The 21,215-nt window shown below is 61.5% G+C and carries 18 protein-coding genes; 12 read left to right on the forward strand and 6 right to left on the reverse strand.

What is annotated here, in order from left to right; all coding sequences use genetic code 11:
• On the reverse strand, nucleotides 1-936 hold the full coding sequence (locus tag RID11_RS02580; RefSeq protein WP_350135743.1) for a PLP-dependent cysteine synthase family protein: 936 nt from the start codon (nucleotides 934-936) through the stop codon (nucleotides 1-3).
• A complete protein-coding gene (locus RID11_RS02585) occupies nucleotides 933-2,129 on the reverse strand; it encodes a glycine C-acetyltransferase (RefSeq protein WP_350135745.1) in 1,197 nt (398 codons plus the stop codon). Before RID11_RS02585 ends, RID11_RS02580 begins: the two co-directional genes overlap by 4 nt.
• A 263-nt stretch (nucleotides 2,130-2,392) precedes the next feature.
• Here RID11_RS02585 and RID11_RS02590 point away from each other — a divergent pair, with 263 nt between their 5' ends.
• The 11 genes from RID11_RS02590 to RID11_RS02640 all read left to right on the forward strand — a co-directional run bounded on the left by RID11_RS02590 (nucleotide 2,393) and on the right by RID11_RS02640 (nucleotide 15,418).
• Nucleotides 2,393-2,992, forward strand: coding sequence for a DUF6931 family protein (locus RID11_RS02590; RefSeq protein WP_350135747.1), 600 nt, complete (start codon nucleotides 2,393-2,395; stop codon nucleotides 2,990-2,992).
• A gap of 36 nt (nucleotides 2,993-3,028) precedes the next feature.
• Nucleotides 3,029-4,327 carry a type VI secretion system-associated FHA domain protein TagH gene (tagH, locus tag RID11_RS02595; RefSeq protein WP_350135749.1) on the forward strand — a complete coding sequence of 433 codons (1,299 nt, stop codon included), beginning with the start codon at nucleotides 3,029-3,031 and terminating at the stop codon, nucleotides 4,325-4,327.
• A gap of 86 nt (nucleotides 4,328-4,413) precedes the next feature.
• Nucleotides 4,414-5,772, forward strand: a complete 1,359-nt coding sequence (locus RID11_RS02600; RefSeq protein WP_350135751.1) for a type VI secretion system protein TssA — start codon at nucleotides 4,414-4,416, stop codon at nucleotides 5,770-5,772.
• Nucleotides 5,773-5,865: 93 nt separating this feature from the next.
• Entirely contained in the window at nucleotides 5,866-6,384 is a 519-nt protein-coding gene (gene tssB / locus RID11_RS02605; protein ID WP_350135753.1) for a type VI secretion system contractile sheath small subunit, read from the forward strand.
• Between the two features lie 51 nt (nucleotides 6,385-6,435).
• Nucleotides 6,436-7,929: a type VI secretion system contractile sheath large subunit gene (gene tssC, locus RID11_RS02610; RefSeq protein WP_292288866.1), complete on the forward strand. Its 1,494-nt coding sequence runs from the start codon at nucleotides 6,436-6,438 to the stop codon at nucleotides 7,927-7,929.
• A 57-nt stretch (nucleotides 7,930-7,986) separates the two neighbouring features.
• A complete protein-coding gene (locus RID11_RS02615; RefSeq protein ID WP_350135756.1) occupies nucleotides 7,987-8,487 on the forward strand; it encodes an Hcp family type VI secretion system effector in 501 nt (166 codons plus the stop codon).
• Nucleotides 8,488-8,634: 147 nt separating this feature from the next.
• On the forward strand, nucleotides 8,635-9,228 hold the full coding sequence (gene tssE, locus RID11_RS02620) for a type VI secretion system baseplate subunit TssE (RefSeq protein WP_350135758.1): 594 nt from the start codon (nucleotides 8,635-8,637) through the stop codon (nucleotides 9,226-9,228).
• On the forward strand, nucleotides 9,225-11,153 hold the full coding sequence (gene tssF, locus RID11_RS02625) for a type VI secretion system baseplate subunit TssF (RefSeq protein WP_350135760.1): 1,929 nt from the start codon (nucleotides 9,225-9,227) through the stop codon (nucleotides 11,151-11,153). Before tssE ends, tssF begins: the two co-directional genes overlap by 4 nt.
• The gene (tssG, locus tag RID11_RS02630; RefSeq protein WP_350135762.1) at nucleotides 11,117-12,184 is read left to right on the forward strand and encodes a type VI secretion system baseplate subunit TssG; all 1,068 of its coding nucleotides are present in this window, start codon (nucleotides 11,117-11,119) and stop codon (nucleotides 12,182-12,184) included. Before tssF ends, tssG begins: the two co-directional genes overlap by 37 nt.
• Before the next feature lie 41 nt (nucleotides 12,185-12,225).
• Nucleotides 12,226-14,949, forward strand: coding sequence for a type VI secretion system ATPase TssH (gene tssH, locus RID11_RS02635; RefSeq protein ID WP_350135764.1), 2,724 nt, complete (start codon nucleotides 12,226-12,228; stop codon nucleotides 14,947-14,949).
• 31 nt (nucleotides 14,950-14,980) lie between these two features.
• Entirely contained in the window at nucleotides 14,981-15,418 is a 438-nt protein-coding gene (locus tag RID11_RS02640) for a hypothetical protein (protein WP_350135766.1), read from the forward strand.
• A 129-nt stretch (nucleotides 15,419-15,547) separates the two neighbouring features.
• Here RID11_RS02640 and RID11_RS02645 read toward each other — a convergent pair whose 3' ends face one another.
• The 4 genes from RID11_RS02645 to RID11_RS02660 all read right to left on the reverse strand — a co-directional run bounded on the left by RID11_RS02645 (nucleotide 15,548) and on the right by RID11_RS02660 (nucleotide 18,312).
• Nucleotides 15,548-15,682 carry a hypothetical protein gene (locus RID11_RS02645; protein ID WP_350135768.1) on the reverse strand — a complete coding sequence of 45 codons (135 nt, stop codon included), beginning with the start codon at nucleotides 15,680-15,682 and terminating at the stop codon, nucleotides 15,548-15,550.
• Between the two features lie 150 nt (nucleotides 15,683-15,832).
• Entirely contained in the window at nucleotides 15,833-16,231 is a 399-nt protein-coding gene (mutT, locus tag RID11_RS02650) for an 8-oxo-dGTP diphosphatase MutT (RefSeq protein ID WP_350135770.1), read from the reverse strand.
• Nucleotides 16,228-17,457: a bifunctional glutamate N-acetyltransferase/amino-acid acetyltransferase ArgJ gene (gene argJ, locus RID11_RS02655; RefSeq protein WP_350135772.1), complete on the reverse strand. Its 1,230-nt coding sequence runs from the start codon at nucleotides 17,455-17,457 to the stop codon at nucleotides 16,228-16,230. The genes mutT and argJ overlap by 4 nt, the downstream gene beginning before the upstream one ends.
• 3 nt (nucleotides 17,458-17,460) lie before the next feature.
• Complete coding sequence (locus tag RID11_RS02660) at nucleotides 17,461-18,312, reverse strand: peptidylprolyl isomerase (protein WP_350135774.1); 852 nt, start codon at nucleotides 18,310-18,312, stop codon at nucleotides 17,461-17,463.
• A 192-nt stretch (nucleotides 18,313-18,504) separates the two neighbouring features.
• Here RID11_RS02660 and secA point away from each other — a divergent pair, with 192 nt between their 5' ends.
• Nucleotides 18,505-21,201: a preprotein translocase subunit SecA gene (gene secA / locus RID11_RS02665; protein ID WP_350135776.1), complete on the forward strand. Its 2,697-nt coding sequence runs from the start codon at nucleotides 18,505-18,507 to the stop codon at nucleotides 21,199-21,201.
• The last annotated feature ends 14 nt before the right edge of the window (nucleotides 21,202-21,215 follow it).

Genomic DNA, 21,215 nt, shown 5'->3' on the forward strand with positions numbered 1-21,215 from the left:
TCATCCTGCATTGGCCTGCCCCCACAAATCGGTGCTCAGATATTTCAAGCCGCTGTCGCAAACCACGAAGGCGACGCAGCAACCCCGCTCCGGCCCCCGCAACAGCCGGATCGCCGCCGCCAGATTGGCCCCGGCGGAGTAGCCGCCGAATATCCCCTCGGTGCGGGCCAACAGCCGTGCATGCTCCGCCGCCTCGGCCCCCGTGACCGTCACATCGCCCGCCAGCTCGACCCCGCTCAGATGCTTGAGGTCGGGCATCGAATAGCCGCCACCCTGAATCGGATGATCGGCCCGGTCAGGATGCACCGCGTAGCAGCGCACGCCAAGCGGCGCAAAGAACCGCACCGCGCCGCCGATCGTCCCGCCAGAGCCGACGAAGTCGCAGAACGCCGTCACCGCATGCCCCGACTGCTCCCAGATCTCGGGCGCGGTGCCACGCGCATGCGCCTCCGGGTTGCCCTCCCGCGCGAACTGATCGGCCCGGAACGCGCCGCGCGCCTCAGTGATCCGCCGCGCCTCCGCCTCGACCAGCGCCAGATCCGCCCCCGACACCTCACCGGGCTTTGCGCCCTCGGCTTGACGAACCAGCACAACCTCCGCGCCGAGGCCGCGCATCATCCGCGCCCGCTCCTCGGAATTTCCCTGGCTCATCACCGCGACAAACGGATGCCCCAGCACCGCGCAGACAATCGCCAGCCCGGTGCCCATGTTGCCCGAGGTCAGTTCGACCACCACCTGCCCATCGTGCAACTCGCCGCCTGCGCGCGCCGCCTCGATGATCGCCCGCGCCGCGCGGTCCTTCTTGGAAAACCCGGGGCTGAGATAATCGAGCTTGGCCAGCAACCGCCCCTCAAGGCCGAGCGCCGCGCGGATGCGATGCAACTCGACCAGCGGCGTGTCGCCAATCGCCTCGATCACCGACGGCAGCGGCGTCATGCAATGACCCCCAACTCGCGCCCGACCGACTCGAATGCGTCAACCGCCCGGTCCAGCATGTCGCGGCTCAGCGCGGCACTCATCTGCGTGCGGATACGGTCCTGCCCTTTCGGCACCACCGGGAACGAAAACGCGGTCACGTAAACGCCGCGCTCGTTCAGCTTGGCCGCCATCTCCTGCGCCAGTTTCGGGTCGCGCAGCATCACCGGGATGATCGCGTGCTCACCCGGCAGCAACTCGAAACCCAGCGCCCCCATCCGCTCGCGGAAATACGCCGCATTCTCCCACAGCCGCGCCCGCAGCGCCTCGCCGTCCTCCAGCATGTCAAAGACCTTGAGCGAGGCCCCGGCGATGACAGGCGCCAGCGTGTTCGAGAACAGATAGGGCCGCGAGCGTTGCCTTAACCAGTCCACCACCTGCGCCGATGCCGCCGTATACCCGCCCGAGGCCCCACCCAGCGCCTTGCCCAGCGTGCCGGTCAGAATATCCACCCGGTCCATCACCCCGAATTGCTCGGGCGTGCCGCGCCCGGTCGGCCCGACAAAGCCCGTCGCGTGGCAGTCATCCACCATCACCAGCGCATCATACCGCTCCGCCAGATCGCAGATCTCGTCGAGCGGCGCATAGTACCCGTCCATCGAGAACACGCCGTCCGTGGCGATCAACCGATGCCGCGCCCCTGCGGCCTCCTTCAAACAGCGCTCCAGATCCGCCATGTCGCGATTGGCATAGCGGTATCGCTGCGCCTTGCAGAGCCGCACCCCGTCGATGATGCTCGCATGGTTAAGCGCATCCGAGATGATCGCATCCTCCGGTCCCAATATCGTCTCGAACAAACCAGTATTGGCATCGAACGCCGCCGCATAAAGGATCGCATCCTCTTGCCCCAGAAACCCGGCAATCCGCGCCTCCAGTTGCTTGTGCTCCTCCTGCGTGCCGCAGATGAATCGCACCGACGCCATACCGACACCATACCGACGCAATACCGACACGGCTTCGTCGATGAGTTCGGGGTGATCCGCCAGCCCGAGATAGTTGTTGGCGCACAGGTTGACCACCTCCCGCCCATCCGCCAGCCGCACCTCACCCGACTGCATCGAGGTGATCACCCGCTCGGTCTTGTAAAGCCCCTCGTCGCGCAAGCCCTCGAGCCGCGCCGCGATCTCCGCGTCGAATCTGTCTGCCGCCGTCATGAAATCTCCTCCCTTCAATGGCCCTCTGCAGATGCCGGGGCCATTCCCATCGGTCTTTTCGCCTCTAGCATGAATTGACCTGCGGGCCATAGGGGCCATGTCCCGCACCGGCTGTCTCGCTTGGGTGCGTCATGGCAAGCGTTGCTTCTCCGGGGCGGAGCGGCACAAAATAACCGGTGACGGGCGCTGCGTAAGACGCTAGCCTTTGCATAGGGCGCTATAAGCGATTTTAGACTGTTGACGTTGCAGGGAAGCATTTGCGCATGGATGACCAAGAGCTTCAGGACGAACCACAGCAGGAGAGGACGCAGCCTGCCATTTCGGCCCTGCGCTACGAGACGCCGTCCGAACTCTACGCGGCGATGCCACAGATACGGACCCTGATGCAGCATCGCCCCCGGGACGACGAGAGCGCCGTTGCCTTTCTGGCCCGGCTGCGATCGAGCACGACCCCCGAAGAGGCGGTGACCTTCACGGCGTTCGCAGCGCGCGCCAAGATGGCAATCTGGTGGGCCTATGAATGCGTGCGCACCTCCTCCGAGGAAATGAGCGCCGATGACCGCGCACTGATGGAGCAAATCGCAAACTGGACCACACACCCGGATGCGCAGAACCGCTATATGGTGATGAAAGAGGCGCTCTGGGCACCGCAACGCACGCCGGTGGTTCTGTTGGGGCTGGCCGTGGGATGGTCCGGGGGACAATTTGCGCCAAATGACCCGTCGCAGGTGCCACCCTATCGCACGCCACGCGCGGTGAATTCGGCCGTGCTGTCCTGTCTCGCCAAATCAAGCCTGAGCCGACGACCGATTGAATTGGCCCGGTTCCTCGATTTGGCGCTTTCCCTCTACCGTGTACTCTAGCCGCCGCTTTCGGGAACGGATAGGGTCTGAACTGCCATGACTTTAACGCTACGAATCCTCAATTATGACGCGCTCGAAAACGGCGGGCCGCTCTCGATCACGCTCAACCAGTCCGGGTGCAGCGTCGGGCGGCGCGCCTCGATGGATTGGGTTTTGCCCGACCCAGAACGGCATATCTCCGGTCATCACTTCGACATTTCCTATTCCGAAGGGGCCTATTGGCTGACCGATGTATCGAGCAATGGCACATTCCTGCAAGGCCAGCGGTATCGGCTTGAAGGCCCGCATCGCCTGACCGGGTCCGATCAGCTGCTGGTAGGGCATTACATCATCGGGCTGGAACTTGGCGCGCCGGCGCAGCCGCAACCGCACGGCATGACACATGGCCTGCAGACCCCGCCAATGACCCATCCGGGGCCCGCCGTCCCGGCAGAGGATGCCGACCCTTGGGATTTTGGCCCGGCTATGCCACCTGCACCGCCTGCCGCGTCACAGGTCCGGGTGCCCGCACCGCATATGGGGGATATCTCTCAGGATTTTCAGCCCATGCACCAGCCCGCGCCACAGCCACCGCCCGAGGCACCGCGCCCGCTGCAACGGCCGCCATCACCGACGACCGGCGACTTGCCCGGCGGCGCCCCGATGCACTCCCCGAATTTCGGATCGCCGCAAGGCGCGTCCCCCAACCCGGCGCCGTTCATGGCACAGCCGACGCCGCAACCTCAATCGCCCGCCACACCGCCTGCACAGGCCGGACCCACGCCCTCCGGCGACGCCATCCTACGTGCGTTTTGCGAAGGTGCCGGCATCGCCCCAGCAGCAGCGCAGGCCCAAAGCCCGGAAGACTTTGCACGCATGCTGGGCTATTGCGTGCGGATCGCCACCGAAGAGATGATGCGCATGTTGCAGGACCGTGCCAACGTCAAGCATTTCACCAAGGGCGGCGAGCGCACGATGCGCAGCGCAACCGGGAATAACCCGCTGAAATTCATGCCCGATACGGCGCAGGCCATCGAGACACTGTTCGTGGCGCCGCGCGACGGTTTCATGACCGGCCCCGAAGGCTTCGAGAACGCGCTCAAGGATCTGCGTCAGCATCAGGCGGCCGTGTTTGCGGCGTTGCAGCCCGCGCTTGCGCATATGCTGGAAGGTTTGTCGCCCGAAGAGATTGAAGAAGCGTCGAGCGCGGGGGGATTCCTCGGCACGTCCAAGCGCGGCAAGGCCTGGGATCTCTACGTGGATCGTTGGGATGCCAAGGCAAAGGAGGGTGAGAACGGAATGCTCGATACCTTCCTCAAGGCGTTTTCAGACGCCTATGCCAAGGCATCGCGATAGATCAGTGGCCTTGACCACGCGGTGAAACTGCTTAACCATGTCAACGCGTTGAGTGCGTGAAGTAATTTTGGGAAAGAGATGTTTCGATGAGTGTGGATTGGTTGCTCGAACCGATTTCCGAAGAGGCACCGTGTGGCCCCGATCTCAATGTCGCCATGGACGCGGCATATGATGATTATTATTTCGGCGCACTCGGGCGTTTGCCGGAACGGTTCTTGAAGCCTGGGGTCGAGCGCCCCGACGGATCACGCAGTCCCGACGACATTCTCGACCCCAAGGATGTGGACGCCTCCGGCGAGGCCAAGCAGATCGACGCATTGCTGAAGCGTAGCCGGGATTTGCGCCTGCTGGTGCTGCGCGCGCAGTGGGAAATCCTCGCTGGTCGGATCGCGCCGATGGCGCAATCGGTGCGCGCCATTGCCGACCTGCTCGATACGTTCGGTGCCGCCGTTCATCCGACGCTCGAAAGCGGCTCTGGCGAACGCCGTGACACGCTCAATGACTTGGCGCAGCAGAACACCGTCTTGTTGCCTCTGCAATTCGCCGGTCTCACCGGGACGACCGAAGTCACGTTGCGCAAGCTGCGAATAGCGGCAGGCCGGGCCACGCCGCTGTCTTTCGAGGACGAGATTTCATCGGCCATGTTGCAGGATTCGCTCGCCTCCCCGACGAATCGCAAGAAAGTTGACGAAAGTCATGGCGCGCTCCTGTCTCTGTCACAATCATTGGCGCGGATCGTGGCGACCTGCCAAGTCAATGAAACCCATCCGTTTTCGCCCGCGCTGGATCCTCTACAGGATCTGGTGACCGAGTGTCTTGAGGCAATCACCGATGCGCGGGCAGACCTTCGTGGCGCCGAAGTTGACGGGCCCCCGATCCAGTCCGCAACTGACGAACCGGGTCAGGCGGAACCGGTGGCATCGGCGGCAACCGCACCTCAGGCCTCTGATGGTCAGTCGCGTTTGCAAGTCGGTTCGCATAAAGAGGCGCGGCAAGTGCTGGAGGCTTGCGAGGCCTATTACCGGCACAAAGAGCCGTCCTCGGCCGCTCTTCTACTCGTGACGCAGGCGCGTCTCCTGATCGGGCGGCCGCTTATCGAGGCGCTGGAAACGCTGCTCCCGCAGGAGGCCGCGAAAGCAATCGTGGAATTCGGGCCTCAAACCGGCTTCGTGATGAACATCGACAGGTTGCGCGCGCTGTCGTCGGACGGTGCAGGACAGAGCCCCGAACCAGCGGCGGAACCGACCACCGCATCACCGCCGGTGATCGAGACCTCCGCCGATGCGGTGGACGCGCTGCGCGGCGTTGAGTCGTTTTTCAGAAGCCACGAGAAAAGCAGCCCCGTGCCGCTCTTGCTGCAACGGGCCCGCAGCTACGCAGACAAGGATTTCAGAGCCCTCGTGGAGGAACTTATTCCGCAGGTGCGCCAGGCGGAGAACGGCTGAGATATCAACACTATTCTTACGTGCCAGAGACGGGATTAACGTTGACTTCAAGGTGTATTCTGGCTTTCTATATGTGCAAACAAGGAGTTCATTATGGCAGGCAATTCAGGTTCTGGCTTTATCAAGAGAAATCGCCCGCCTCGTGTGCAGATCGCGTATGAGGATCCTTACGACAGCGAAAAGATGGTGGAACTGCCATTCGTCATGGGCGTGATGTCCGATTTGTCGGGCAACAATCCCTCTGTCGAACCCGAGGCAGTCGAAGAGCGGACATTCGCGGATGTGACCAAGGACACGCTGGACGAGTATATGGAATCGGTCGGGCCCGGTGTCACCTTCATGGTTGAAAACCGGCTTGCCCCCGACTCGGACGAGAGAATCGGCGTCAATCTGCAGTTTTCCAAGATGGACGATCTCGAACCGGCAGAAGTCGCGCGCCAGATTCCGGCGCTGCGCAAGTTGCTTGAAGCGCGCCAACAGCTTGCCAATCTTCAGAAATACATGAGCAGCAAGCCCAAGGCGCAGGAACATATCAAAAAATTGCTGAACGATCCCGAATTGATGGCGGCACTTGCAGCGCGCGAGCCCGAGACCGAAGAAACGGACGATTAAGCGATTTATGATCCGTCCGCGACGGCGGGTTGCATGAGAAGAGTTGAAAAAATGGCAAATGAAGCGCAAGCACAGACTGGCACGGCCGCCGAAGGCTTGAACGAGCTTTCGGAATTCTCCGATATCCTCAAACAGACCATCAAGCCGCGCACCGATGTTGCGGCCAAGGAGGTCGACAACGCGGTTGTCGCCCTTGTCCGCGAAGCACTGGACGATCAGGAACTTGTGGCAGAGGATGTCATCGACACACTCGACGCCATGCTCGCCAAGCTGGACAAGAAACTGACCGATCAGATGAACGCGGTCCTGCACCACGAGGAATTCCAAAAGATCGAATCGTCGTGGCGCGGCCTTGCCTACACACTCAACAATGCCGAAACCGACGCCTCGTTGCGGGTCAAGGTTTTGAATGTGTCGAAATCTGAATTGCAGGCAATGATGCGCCGCTATCCGGGTGCCAAGTGGGACAAGAGCCCGCTGCATGACATGGTATATGAACAAAACCTCGGCACTCTGGGCGGCAAGCCTTTCGGCTGCCTGATCGGCGATTACCATTTCGATCATTCGAGCGGTGACGTGAACCTGCTCAACTCGCTGAGCAAGATTTCCGAAGCCGCGCTGGCGCCTTTCATTTCGGGCGCCTCCCCGACGCTCTTGGGTCTGGACGAGTGGAACGAGATTTCGCAGCCACCGGATTTGTCCGAGATATTCGAGACCCCGGAATACGCCCAGTGGAACAGCCTGCGCGACAGCGAGAACGCGCGTTTTGTCGCGCTGACCCTGCCCCGGGTTCTGGCGCGCGAGCCTTATGGACAGAATTCCAATGCCGTGGTCGAGGAATTCAACTTTGAAGAAGAAACCGACGGACATGGCGGCAAGCTGTATTCTTGGATGAACGCGGCCCACGCAATGGCTGCCAACATCAACCGTGCGTTCAAGGAATACGGCTGGACGGTCAAGATCCGGGGTGTTCAGTCGGGCGGTGAGGTGCAGAATCTGCCGACCCATGTGTTCGATACCGGCGACGGGTCCAAGGATCTCAAGTGCCCCACCGAAGTGTCGATCACGGATCGGCGCGAAGGAGAGCTGAGCAAGGCCGGTCTGATCGGCCTGATCCACCGTCAACACACCGACAAGGCGGCGTTCATCGGGGCGCAATCGCTTTATCGGCCCAAGAAATACGTGGATGATCTGGCGACGGCGTCTGACAACATGTCGTCACGAATCCCGTATATTTTCGCCGTATCTCGTTTCAGCCATTACCTGAAGGTCATGGTCCGCGACAAGATCGGTGAAAGCCCTGATCGGCGTCAGCTGGAGACCCAACTCCAGACGTGGATCAACAAGTATGTATCCGGCAATCCGGAGAGTGCCAGTGAAACCGAAAAAGCCAAGAAGCCCCTTGCTGGTGCTAAAGTCGAAGTCGTTGAGGACGAGCTTAACCCGGGGTATTATCAGGGCAAATTCTTCCTGAAGCCCCATTTCCAGATGGAGGGCATGGATATCGGCATGAGCCTCGTATCCAAACTGCCCACCGGCAAGTGAACCACGCCAGTTAAGCAACAAAGCAATTGACAGGCGAGCCAGTAAAAGGAGTGACCCATGGCTGTCGATATTTTTCTTGGACTTTCAAACAACATCAAGGGCGAGTCGCAGGACGACACCCATCGTGAAAAGATCGACGTGCTTGCCTGGAACTGGGGTATGTCCCAGTCGGGCACCACGCATATCGGTGCAGGCGGCGGCGGCGGCAAGGTCGACGTTCATGACATCAGCCTGACCAAATATGTCGATCTGGCGTCGCATGATCTGATCAAGCGTTGTACCTCTGGTGAGCACATCGAAAGCGGCGAGTTGATCGTACGCAAGTCGGGCGGGGCCGCACCGGTGGAGTATTTCAAGATCAAGATGGAAGACATCATGATCAGCTCCTACAGCACCGGTGGCTCCAAGGATGGGCTTGATCGCATCCAGGAACAGCTGACGCTCAACTTCCGCCGGTTCGAAGTGGTCTACACCCTGCAGGAAGCCTCTGGCGCACCTGGCCCGGAGAGCATGGCCGGTTGGGAAATCGCCGAGAACAAGGAATGGAGCGCGGGCTGAGTCCCGACCCTTCCGTTCGGGAAAACAGGGGTGGGCGCGTCAGCATTACAGACGCGCCTCCCGGCTTGATTGCGGGCGGTCCTGCGTATGTGAAAGACGTGGCTGTCTTGTCAGGGTCGCGGCCTCTTGCACTAGGAAGGCGGCATCATGGCAGACGCTGAGGACACCGGAAAAAGCCCACGGACGCGTTTATGGAAAGACCATGAGCGCGCCAAGGTGTCGCTGTTTCAGGTCTTTCGCGACGCGAATGAACGTCACGATGCAAAAGTAGGACGCCCCGCCAATGAAGGCGGAGAGACCGAGATATCTGTGCGCAGCAAGTTGCGCCGCGACGGTATCCCGCGTGACAAACTTCGGACCCATCTTCAGGCCGATCTCAACGCCCTTTTGAATACCGTGCGGCTTGATGCAACGGTCTCTCTCGAGGATGCGCCCCATGTGGCACGGTCGGTACTGAACTACGGGTTTCGCGATCTCAGCAACATTGCGGCTTCAGAACTCAACACGCCGCAGATCACGGCATCCATCCGTCAAAGCCTCATTGATCATGAACCACGGCTGCTACCCGAGTCGATCGAGGTGCGGATCACCCGCAACGATGGCGGCACGGCGCAGCGCATATCGCTGTCTGTATCGGCCGAACTGATCGGTGATCCGGTGGACATTCCCGTTGATTTCGATGCCGAAGTCGATCTTGGAGCCGGCAAGCTGCGCATGTCGAAACTTCGGGTGCAGACATGAAACGGGCCTTTCGCGACGCCTATAACCGGGAACTGGCGATCCTCAAGGAGCGGTCAGTCGAATTCGCCGAGGATTACCCCGGCCTTGCCGAACGTCTGGGCGGTTTGATCGAGGACAACATGGACCCGTCGATCGCCGGGCTGCTGGAGGGCAGCGCATTTCTGGCCGCACGTGTGCAGCTGAAGATGCAGGAGGAATACCGCACCTTCACCGGCGAATTGCTGGACCAGGTGTTTCCAGACGCGCTCGCACCGACGCCGAGTGTCATGTTGGTGCGCGCCACTCTGCCCGTCGAGAATGCGGAACTGGTCAAGGGCGTAACATTTACACGCGGCGAATACCTTGATGCGCGTTATGCCGATGCCGACAAGAAGGTGACCTGCCGCTACGCCCTCGCCGCGCCGCTTACGCTATGGCCGCTGGCATTGACCAAGGCGGTCTATCATGGCCGCACTGGCCCTATCGGTGCGCTCGGGCAGGAAATCGCCCCTGGCACCAAGGCCGGGCTTGAGCTGGAATTCGCGCGCATCGGCCTGGACGGCAAGACCGGCAAGGGCGGTGCCATCAGCGAGGTCGAGATCGACAGCCTGCCGATTTATCTGACCGGGCCGATGGACGACGCCATACGCCTCTATGAGCAGTTTCTCAGCGACGTGACCCGCGTCTCGCTTCGGTATCTCGACCAAAACGGAGATGCCGTGTTCCGCCGCTTGCCGCCTGATGCGATCCAACAGATCGGGATGGGCCCTGCCGAGCGGCTCTTTCCGCATAACGACCGCCTTTTCAACGGCTTCGCCATGCTGCGTGAGGCGTTCATCTTTCCACGCAAGTTCCTCGGCATCCGGATTGAAGGCCTGCGCACCGCCCTTCAGGGCATCAAGGCCAATGACGTTCGCATCATCGTCGAGTTCGATACAATCAGTCCGACACTTGAAAGCCGGTTGGAGCCATCGCATCTGAGCCTGCACAGCGCACCGGCGGTCAATCTGTTCGAAGAGAATTCGAGCATGGTGCGGATCGATCGCAAGAGGCATGAATTCGTCGTGCCACCGAACAGTAGCCCGGTCTCGCATTACGAGATTCACCACATCCTTGAAGTCTACGCACATTACTCCGGCAATGTGGACAAGGTGAAGGTCCACCCGCTTTATGCCCTGCCACCTGACGGGCAGGACCCGCGACAGGTGCTCTATTATACCGCGCGACGCAAGCCACGCCGCCTGACAATGAAAGAACGGCGCTATGGCACGTCCCGCCATCGCTACCGGGGAACCGAGACCTATATCTCGATCTACGAGCCGCCCGAGGATCAGAACGCGCATCGCTTGCAGATCAAGGCACTGTGCTCCAACAGACACCTGCCCGGCTACCTTCCGATCGCGCAGGGCAAGGACGATTTCTACTTCAGCGAGGATCAGACCGTTACGCTAAGCTGTGTCGCCGGGCCAAGCCCGCCGCGTGAATCCCTGGCCGACATGGAGGCCGAGGCCCCGCATCGCACAACATCAGGCGACTCGTATTGGCGCCTGATGAGCTATCTCGCGCTCAATCATTTCGGGCTGGAAAACCGCGACGGCACCGAAGGAGCGGCGGCCATGCGCGAGCTTTTGTCACTGTTCGCCGACCTGTCGGACAATATCACTGAAACGCAGATTCAGGGGCTGGTCGATGTCAGCACCCGCCCGATCACCCGAACAATCCGCCGTCCCGACGGGTTTCATCCCGCGCGCGGCCTCGAGGTCACGCTGATGTTCGACGAAGACGAATTCGAGGGCAGCGGCATCATGCTTCTGGCGGCTGTACTTGACCGGTTTCTCGCAGAATACGCAGCGATCAACAGCTTTACCCAATGCGTGATTCATTCGCGTCAGCGGGGCCATATCAAGACATGGCCGCCGCGCATCGGCAGCGGGCCGATCCTGTGACCGCACAGCCGCCCCCCGGCGCCCCCGAGCGCGCCCACGAGGGTCACGGGTTCCTGACCCTGATGCGGGATATCGAGCGGCGCGGCAAGGACAGGCCGCGCATCGGCCGTAACCGACGCCTCCGCGATGCACTCGTGCGCCTCGGGCAGGATCCTTTCCTTGCCTTTCCCCACAGCGAATTGTCCCGACTGGCAGACAAGAAAGGCAAGCCGCGGGTGCAGGCGCACTTTCTGGGGTTTTTCGGCCCCTATGGTGCGCTGCCACTCAACACCACCGAAGAGGTGCTGCGCTGGTTTGATCAGGGGGACGAGGCTTTTGTCGAATTTACAGATATTTTCGCCGCACGTTTCATCGAGCTTTTTTACCGCGCGTGGGCGGACGCGCGCCCGATCACGCAATTCGATCATCCCGATGACGACCGTTTCCAGAGCTACCTGCTGACGCTCACCGGCACCGGCACGCCCGCCTACCGGGGGCGCGACAGCGTCAGCGACACGGTGCGTCTGCGACTGTCCGGACTGGCGTCAGGACGGGTCAAGAGCCCGGTTCGGCTCCGGCAGATGCTGCAGGTACATTTCAGCGGCAGTATCGGGGTGGAGATCGAGGAACTTGTCCCGGTCTGGCTCGACTTTGAGGACGACGCCCTCAGCCGGGTGGGCCTGCAAAACAGCAGTCTTGGCCGCGACATTCATTTGGGTGGGCGGGTTCGATCAATCGGGGAAAAGATCACCATTCACCTGCACCTTGCAGATATGGACAGCTATCATCGCATTCTGCCCGGCGGTGCCGATCACGCGCATCTGCGCGATATCGTGTTCTGGTATCTGGGCCGCGCCTTCGACATAGACGTGGCCCTCTGGCTGCCGCATCCGGTGGTGCCACCAGCTATTCTGGGCCGCAACACGCAACTGGGCTGGATGGCCTGCATCGCCCCCGCCCCGCAAGAGAGCGCGCCCGAAGGCATGGTCTGCGGCACGGTCTATCACCTCAGCCCCGGCGGCACCCGCAACGCGACGCCCATGGCGGCCTGACATGACACGCATAGATAAAGACAATTCAAGGACGAACGCCAATGACCGAAATCAGTATTGAGAAATACGCCGGCAAGATGAACCGCGCCGGATATGACGCATTTCTGCAGGGCATGCGCTATGCCCGGAGCGAGCGTAACCGCTATGTAGATCTGAGCCACTGGCTGTTTCATTCGGTCTCCAATCAGAATGGCGACATCTCGGTCACGCTGCGCGAACTGGGCATCGACCGGGGTCGGGTGCTCAAGGATCTCGACAAGGCGATGGCCGGTCTCGACAAGAACGTCACTGAGACCCCTGGCATATCCGAGCACCTGTCAGATGCGCTCAACCATGCCTGGACCTACGCCACCCTGTTCTTTGGCGAGGCGCAGATCCGCACCGGACATGTTCTGGTAGCCCTGCTGAACGATCCGGCTCTGCGGCGCGGGCTGGTGCGGTATTCCAAGGAGTTCGACCAGATTTCCGTGGACCAACTGGCGCAAGACAGCCGCACGCTCTGGTCCGAGTCCGAAGAAGAGAACATGCCGCCGATGGACGGCACCGGGCTGAGCAGTGCCGGGCGCGGCGACACGGGCGACGAGGATCGTTCCGGCGCGGCAACGGCTCTTGGCCGATTCTCAGTGGATATGACCGCCGAGGCGCAGGCGAAGAAGCTTGATCGGGTGGTGGGCCGTGATGACGAAATTCGGCAGGTGATCGACATCCTTCTGCGCCGCCGCCAGAACAACCCGATCCTGACCGGCGAGGCGGGCGTGGGCAAGACCGCGGTGGTCGAGGGATTTGCCCAATGGCTCGCCGCTGGCGAAGTGCCACCCAAGCTCAAGGGGACGCGGCTGCACATGCTCGACATCCAGTCGATGCAGGCGGGTGCGTCGATGAAGGGAGAGTTCGAACAGCGTCTGAAATCCGTGATCGACGAAGTGCAATCCTCCGCCACGCCGATCATCCTGTTCATCGACGAGGCGCATACCCTGATCGGCGCCGGGGGGCAGGCCGGGACGGGTGATGCCGCCAACCTTTTGAAACCCGCTCTGGCGCGCGGCACCCTGCGCACCATCGCAGCAACGACATGGTCCGAATACCGCCAGCATATCGAGAAAGACCCGGCGCTGACACGACGGTTTCAGCCCATCAACGTCGACGAACCTGATATCGAGCGGTGCTGCTACATGCTGCGCGGTATCCTCGCGCCGATGGAGGCGCATCACAACGTGCGCATCTCGGATGAAGCGATCGTTTCTGCCGTCACCCTGTCCTCGCGCTACATCCCCGCGCGGCAATTGCCGGACAAGGCGGTGTCACTGCTCGATACCGCCTGCGCGCGGGTGGCGGTCAGCCAGTCCTCGGTTCCGGCGAGGATCATGGACATGAAGGAACGCATTGCCGCGCTAGACACCGAAATCGCCGCCAAGGTCGCCGAACGCGATCTGGGCGAAACCAACGAGGAGCGCCTGATCGAGGCCGAGGCGGAAAAGGCGCAATTGATCGAAGATCTGGCCGCGACCGAGACGATGTATGCCAGGGAAAAGGAGATCGTCGATCAGGTTCTGGCGCTGCGCAAATCCATCGCCGTGGCCGAGGGCCGCGATGTGGACGACGTGGCCGACGCCCGCCCCGAGGAAGAGGACGCGGCTTCGGATGCCGCCGCCGAAGCCAGGAGCGACGATGTCGACCCAGCCGAGGCGCGCGCTGAAATGCATGCGCGCATGGCAGATCTGGAATCCGGCAACCCCGATGATCGCATGGTCTATGCTCATGTCGATGCACAGGCCGTGGCCAGCGTGATTTCCGACTGGACGGGCATCCCGGCGGGGCGGATGGTGCAGGACGAATTGCAGGCCGTACTCAACCTCGCTGAACACCTGCAGGAACGCGTGATCGGTCAGGATCATGGGCTGCGCGCCATCGCCAAGCGGATCGAGACCAATCGCGCGGGACTATCGAACCCCAACAAGCCGATCGGCGTTTTCATGCTCTGCGGCCCCTCGGGCGTGGGCAAGACCGAAACCGCCCTCGCCCTCGCCGAAGAGCTTTACGGTGGCGAGCAGAATGTCATCACCATCAACATGAGCGAGTTTCAGGAAGCGCATACCGTCTCACTGCTGAAAGGGGCACCGCCGGGATATGTCGGCTATGGCGAGGGCGGTCGCCTGACCGAAGCGGTGCGGCGCAAGCCCTATTCAGTGGTCCTGCTCGACGAGGTCGAAAAGGCACATTCAGACATCCACGAACTGTTCTTTCAGGTCTTCGACAAGGGCGTGATGGAGGACGGCAACGGGCGGCTGATCGACTTCAAGAACACGTTGATCCTGCTGACCTCGAACGTCGGCACCGACGTGATCATGGACATGGCCGATCAGGGCAACGTGACCCCAGATCTCGACGAGCTTGAGGCGGCGCTCAAGCCCTATCAGCTAGACGTGTTCCCGCCTGCCCTGTTGGGCCGGATCGTAACGATCCCCTATTTCCCCCTTGGTCGCGAGGTTCTGGCCGGGATTGCCCGGCTCAAGCTCGGCGCGGTGGAAAAGCGGCTCAAGGACGCGCATGGCGCGGTGCTCGAATATGGCGACGACGTGCTCGACCATATCGTCGAGCAATGCCGCGACCCGGATTCGGGCGGGCGGATGATCGACAACATCATCACCAATTCGATCCTTCCCGACCTCAGCCGCCAGGTACTGGGGCGGATGGTCTCGGGCGAGACAATTTCGAAGGTGTCGGTGAAGGTGATCGAGGAACGGTTCGAATATGAATTCAGCTAAGAACGCCTTTATAGAATAGGGAGGACGACCAATGACAACACTGCCGCAACAGTTTCCAGACCTGCGATTTGCGCCGGAGAACCTCTATTTCAGTGATGAAGAATACAACAGCATCGCCAAGGAATTCTTTGGTAACGCCGGACCAGAGACCTTGACCAACCACGACCGGGCCTTCCTTCAGGCGGCGTTGTTCGTCGCCGTCGACAAGAGTGAAAAAGCCGGAGCACTCTTCGGAATTTGGACATCTTTCGTGACGGCGACCCCCAGCCAGTCACTGGTAAAGCTCGCCAAGAAGCTCGCCCAGACAGGTGCGAAATATCTATACGCCGCCTATATCGACGACGATCCCAAATATTCCGCCGTTGGGCGTGCAGGTGTTCAGTATTCGGCGTTCACCACAGAATGGCGAGTCAGAGTTGGAACAGGCGATACAAGCATGCTCAGCAATTTTCTGAAGTTTGGAACGTGACCTCGACAGAATCCGTTCCACTAAATGTCGAGATCGCGGCGCACCGACCAACTTGACGAGACAACATTGAACCATGCCCGCACACCCGCTTGGTGCACGGGCAAGATGGCTGTGAGCGACCGCGCCTGGTCAGGCCATCTTGGACACAGGTCGCCCGACAAAGAGCCGGTCATCGACCTGGACCTGCATGAAGCCGTTTTCCAACAGCGCAACGAAGATACCCTGAATGAACGTGCAGGAGCCGGTCTGGATGGTGCGCAGCATGGTTTTTCCCTCATTAAGAAACGCGTCGGTCCGCGTCTGTTGATCCTATGCCGTTGATGATGCTTGAAAATCCCAAGGGACGACAGTGATCAAAGGGAAGGTGGCGTTCTATTTCGATAACCAACGAACTTTCGAGCGCGCCGACGCCGATCAGAGCCAATCCCGCAGGATCGGGATCAGGGGAATATCGGCCGGGGGCATCGGATAGGATTTGAGGTCACCCGCACGCACCCACTTGAGGGCCTGCCCCTCACGACCCTGCGGGATGCCCTGCCATTTGCGGCAGGCAAAGAGCGGCATCAGCAGGTGAAAATCCGCGTAGGAATGGCTGGCAAAGGTCAACGGCGCCAGACAACTGGCCCATGTGTCGATGCCCAACTCTTCCTGCAACTCGCGGATCAGCGCATGTTCGGGCGTCTCACCCGCCTCGACCTTGCCGCCGGGAAATTCCCACAGCCCGGCCATGGATTTGCCCTCGGGGCGCTGCGTGAGCAGGATGCGCCCATCCACGTCGATCAGCGCCACCGCCGAAACAAGAACCGTTTTCAAGACCGGTAGTCCGCGTTGATATCGATATAGCCATGGGTCAGATCGCAGGTCCAGACGCGGGCGGTGCCGCCGCCAAGACCCAGATCCACATGGATCACGATGTCCTGATTCTTCATGTAGGCTGCGGCCTTCGCCTCGTCATAGTCGGGGCTGACGAACCCCTCTCGCGCGACCTCCAGATCGCCGAACCAGATCGACAGCCGGTCGCGATCCGCGCGCGCACCGGATTTGCCCACCGCCATCACGACGCGGCCCCAATTCGGGTCCTCACCCGCCACCGCCGTCTTGATCAGCGGCGAATTGGCGATGGATTTCGCATGGATATGCGCCTCGGCATCCGAGGCCCCGCCCGTCACCGAGACCTCGACGAATTTCGTGGCCCCCTCGCCGTCACGCACCACCTGATGCGCGAGATCGAGCATGACGCGGCGCAGCCCCTCCATGAAGCCGACATTGGTCTCGGTCACGCGAATGCCCGACGCCCCGGTTGCCGCCACCAGAAGCGTGTCGGAGGTCGAGGTGTCGCTATCCACGGTGATGCAGTTGAACGTCGTGCGGTTGAGCGCGCTCACCATGTCCTGCAGGATATCTTGCTCGATCGCCGCATCAGTGAAGATATAGACCAGCATCGTCGCCATGTCGGGCGCGATCATCCCCGATCCCTTGGCGATGCCCGCGATATGCACGGTTTGCTCGTCGACAGTGATGGTGGTGCCCGATCCCTTGGGAAAGGTATCGGTGGTCATGATCGCATGCGCCGCCGTCTCGATGGCATGCGGCGACAGCGAGGCTTTGAGATCGTCGAGGCAGGCGGTGATGCGGTCATGCGGCAGCGGCTCGCCGATCACACCGGTCGACGAGGAAAACACCCGCGCCGCCGGGATGCCGAGCGTCTCGGCCACCGCCCGCGTCACCGCGCTGACCGAATCGGCCCCGCGACGCCCGGTAAAGGCATTGGCGTTGCCGGAATTCACGAGGATCGCAGCCCCGCCCTCCGGCGCGCCGCCAATCTTGTCCTGACAATCCAGCACCGCCGCCGAGCGCGTGGCCGAGCGGGTGAACACCCCCGCCACCGCCGTCCCGGGCGCAAGATGCGCGAGCATCACATCGGTGCGATCCTTGTAGCGCACCCCCGCCGCCGTGGTGGCAAAGCTCACCCCGGCGATCTCGGGCAGGTCGGGAAATCCCGTCGGGGCGAGCGGGGAAAGCGGCGGTTTGGCGCCCATGGCTCAGTTCTCCAGAAGATCGGTCTGGTTGATCAACGCGGGGTCAAGCGCCTCGCCCGCGTCACGCGCGACACTGCTTTCGGCCTCAAGATCGGCGATATAGGCGTCAAAAGCCGCTTGCCGCAGCTCGCCCACCAACTCGTCGCGCACCGCGTCAAGCTCGGGGCGTTCCTTGACCCGGGTCTCCTTGAGCTGGATCACATGCCAGCCGAATTGCGTCTGCAAAGGGGCCGAAACGCCGCCTTCGTCGAGGGCGGCCACCGCGTCAAAGAACTCGGGCACCATGACACCATCGCCGAACCAGCCCAGATCACCGCCCGAGGGGCCCGAGGGGCCAGTGGAATGCTCTTGCGCGAGGGCCGCGAAATTGGCCCCGCCCTCGATCTCCTCGATCAGCTTTTGCGCCTCTTCCTCGGTTTCCACTAGGATATGCGCGGCCTTGTACTCGGTTTCGGGTTCAGCATCGGAATAGCGCGCCTCATAGGCCTCTTGCAGCGCCTCGTCGGTGAGCGCGTCATTGAGAACATCATCGGCCACATCCGCCGCAAGGATCGCGCGCCGCTCGTTGTCGAGCTGCATCTGCGCGGCCAGCGACGGCGTGCCCTCATACGCCTGCATCAATAGCGTCTGCTGCACCAACTGATCCAGCACGCCCTTGAACAGCGCCTCCGGCGGCACCTGATCGTATTGCTGCGGCAGCCCCGCGCGCAGCGACAGCATGTGCCCGAGCGTGATCTCGGTATCGCCCACGGTGGCGACGACCGTCTCGGCGGCCGGCGTATCCTGCGCCAGCAGAGGCGCGCCCATCATCAGCCCGGCGACAAGCGCGGTCGAGGTCATCATATGGCGAAACATGCAAACATCCCTTTATTGCGTGACGCGACACCGGGCGTGACGGCGCGCGACGTTGACACTTTTCCGGCGGCCCCTTACATCGCCTTGTAACCAAGGCGCGAGCCGACAACTTGCGCCCGTTTTAGGGCGCGCAGGCGAGCGGGGCAAGCGATTGCCTGTCACGGACAGTCAAAACACCGGAACGGATAAAACATGTTGGGTATTGGAACGGTCGCGCGCAAGATCTTCGGGACACCGAACGACCGCAAGATCAAGGCGACGCGCCCGCTGGTCGAAAAGATCAACGCACTGGAACCGGAATACGAGGCGCTCGACGACGACGGGCTGATCGCCAAGACCGACGAGTTCCGCAAGCGCATCGCCGAGGGCGAGAGCCTTGACGCCCTGTTGCCCGAGGCCTTTGCCAATTGCCGCGAAGCAGCCCGCCGCGCGCTTGGATTGCGCGCCTTCGACGTGCAGCTGATGGGCGGGATATTTTTGCATCAGGGCAATATTTCCGAGATGAAGACCGGCGAGGGCAAGACACTTGTGGCGACCTTCCCCTGCTATCTCAACGCACTTTCCGGCAAGGGTGTGCATGTGGTCACGGTGAACGACTACCTTGCCCGGCGCGATGCCGAGTGGATGGGCAAGGTCTTTGCCGCGCTCGGCATGACCACGGGCGTCGTCTATCCGCAACAGCCGGAGGCCGAGAAAAAGACCGCCTATGGTGCTGATGTCACCTATGCCACCAATAACGAGCTTGGGTTCGATTATCTGCGCGACAACATGAAAGCCTCGCTCGAAGAGATGAACCAACGCGCACATAATTTCGCCGTGGTGGACGAGGTCGACAGCATCCTGATCGACGAGGCCCGCACCCCGCTGATCATTTCCGGCCCCAGCCAGGACCGCAGTGAACTTTATCAGACCATCGACGCGCTGATCCCGGAACTGAGCGACGATCACTATTCGCTCGACGAAAAGACCCGCAACGTCACCTTCACGGACGAAGGCAACGAATACCTGGAAAACCTCCTCAAGGAGCGCGGCATCCTGCCCGAGGAGCAATCGCTCTACGATCCCGAGAGCACGACCATCGTGCACCACGTCAATCAGGGCCTGCGCGCGCACAAGCTGTTCAGCAAGGACAAGGATTACATCGTGCGTGACGGCGACGTCGTTCTGATCGACGAATTCACCGGTCGCATGATGGCCGGGCGACGCTTGTCCGACGGTCTGCATCAGGCCATCGAGGCCAAGGAAGGCTGCCAGATCCAGCCCGAGAACGTGACGCTGGCCAGCGTGACCTTCCAGAATTACTTCCGCCTCTATGACAAGCTCTCGGGCATGACCGGCACCGCCGTCACCGAGGCCGAGGAATTCGCGGAAATCTATGGTCTCGGCGTGGTTGAGGTGCCCACCAACCAGCCAATTGCGCGGGTCGATCAGGACGATGCCGTCTATCGCACCCAACAGGAAAAATACGACGCCATCGTCGAGGAAATCCGCGAGGCGCACGGCAAGGGCCAGCCGATCCTCGTCGGCACCACCTCTATCGAGAAATCCGAAATGCTGAGTACCCTGCTGACCAAGGCAGGCATCACGCATAACGTGCTCAACGCGCGCCAGCACGAGAAAGAGGCGCAGATCATCGCCGATGCGGGCAAGCTGGGTGCCGTGACTATCGCCACCAACATGGCCGGGCGCGGCACCGACATTAAACTCGGCGGTAATCTTGACTTCCAGATCATGGAGGCCATCGCCGCCGATCCCGAGAGCGACCCCGAGGAAATCCGTCACCGCATCGAAGCCGAGCACACCGCCGACGAAGAGGCCGTGAAGGCCGCGGGCGGTCTTTTCGTGCTCGCCACCGAACGCCATGAAAGCCGCCGTATCGACAACCAGCTGCGCGGTCGCTCGGGCCGTCAGGGCGACCCGGGCCGATCAGCCTTTTTCCTCAGCCTCGATGACGACCTGATGCGCATCTTCGGCTCGGAGCGGCTTGAAAAGGTGCTCTCGACGCTTGGCATGAAGGAAGGCGAAGCGATCATTCACCCTTGGGTCAACAAATCGCTGGAACGCGCACAAGCCAAGGTCGAAGGGCGCAATTTCGATATCCGCAAGCAGTTGCTGAAATTCGACGACGTGATGAACGAACAGCGCAAGGTGATCTTCAAGCAGCGCCTCGACATCATGAAGGCCAAGGACCTGAGCGAGATCGTGCGCGACATGCGCGCCGAGGTGATCACCGATCTCGTCGATCAGTATATGCCGCCCAAGACCTATGCCGATCAATGGGATACCGAGGGCCTGCATGCTGCGGTGATCGAGCATCTCAACATGGACCTGCCGGTGATCGACTGGGCCGCCGAGGAAGGCGTGGACGACGAGGAGATCATCGAACGGCTGGACAAGGCCGCCGACGAGATGATGGCCGCCAAAGCCGCCCAGTTCGGCCCCGAGAGCATGCGCATGATCGAGAAACAGGTGCTCTTGCAGACCATAGACGGCAAATGGCGCGAGCATCTTCTGACGCTTGAACACCTGCGCAGCGTCGTCGGCTTTCGCGGCTATGCACAGCGCGACCCGCTCAACGAATACAAGAACGAGTCGTTCCAGCTATTCGAGACCATGCTCGACAGCTTGCGTATGGACGTGACCAAGAAGCTGTCGCAGATCCGTCCGATGTCGGAAGAAGAGCAACAGTCGCTGATGCGCGAGTTGCAGGAGCAGCGCGCCGCGATGGAGGCCGCCGCACAGCCCGAAACCCCTGCCGAACCATCCGCAGAGGGCGCGCCCGGCTTTGTCGAGAGCGATCCCTCGACCTGGGGCAACCCGGGCCGGAACGAGCCCTGCCCCTGCGGGTCCGGCAAGAAGTTCAAGCATTGCCACGGGCGGCTAAGCTGAGAGAAATCGCCCGA

It is taken from the genome of Roseovarius sp., from assembly GCF_040219995.1.
Taxonomy (GTDB): Bacteria; Pseudomonadota; Alphaproteobacteria; order Rhodobacterales; family Rhodobacteraceae; genus Roseovarius.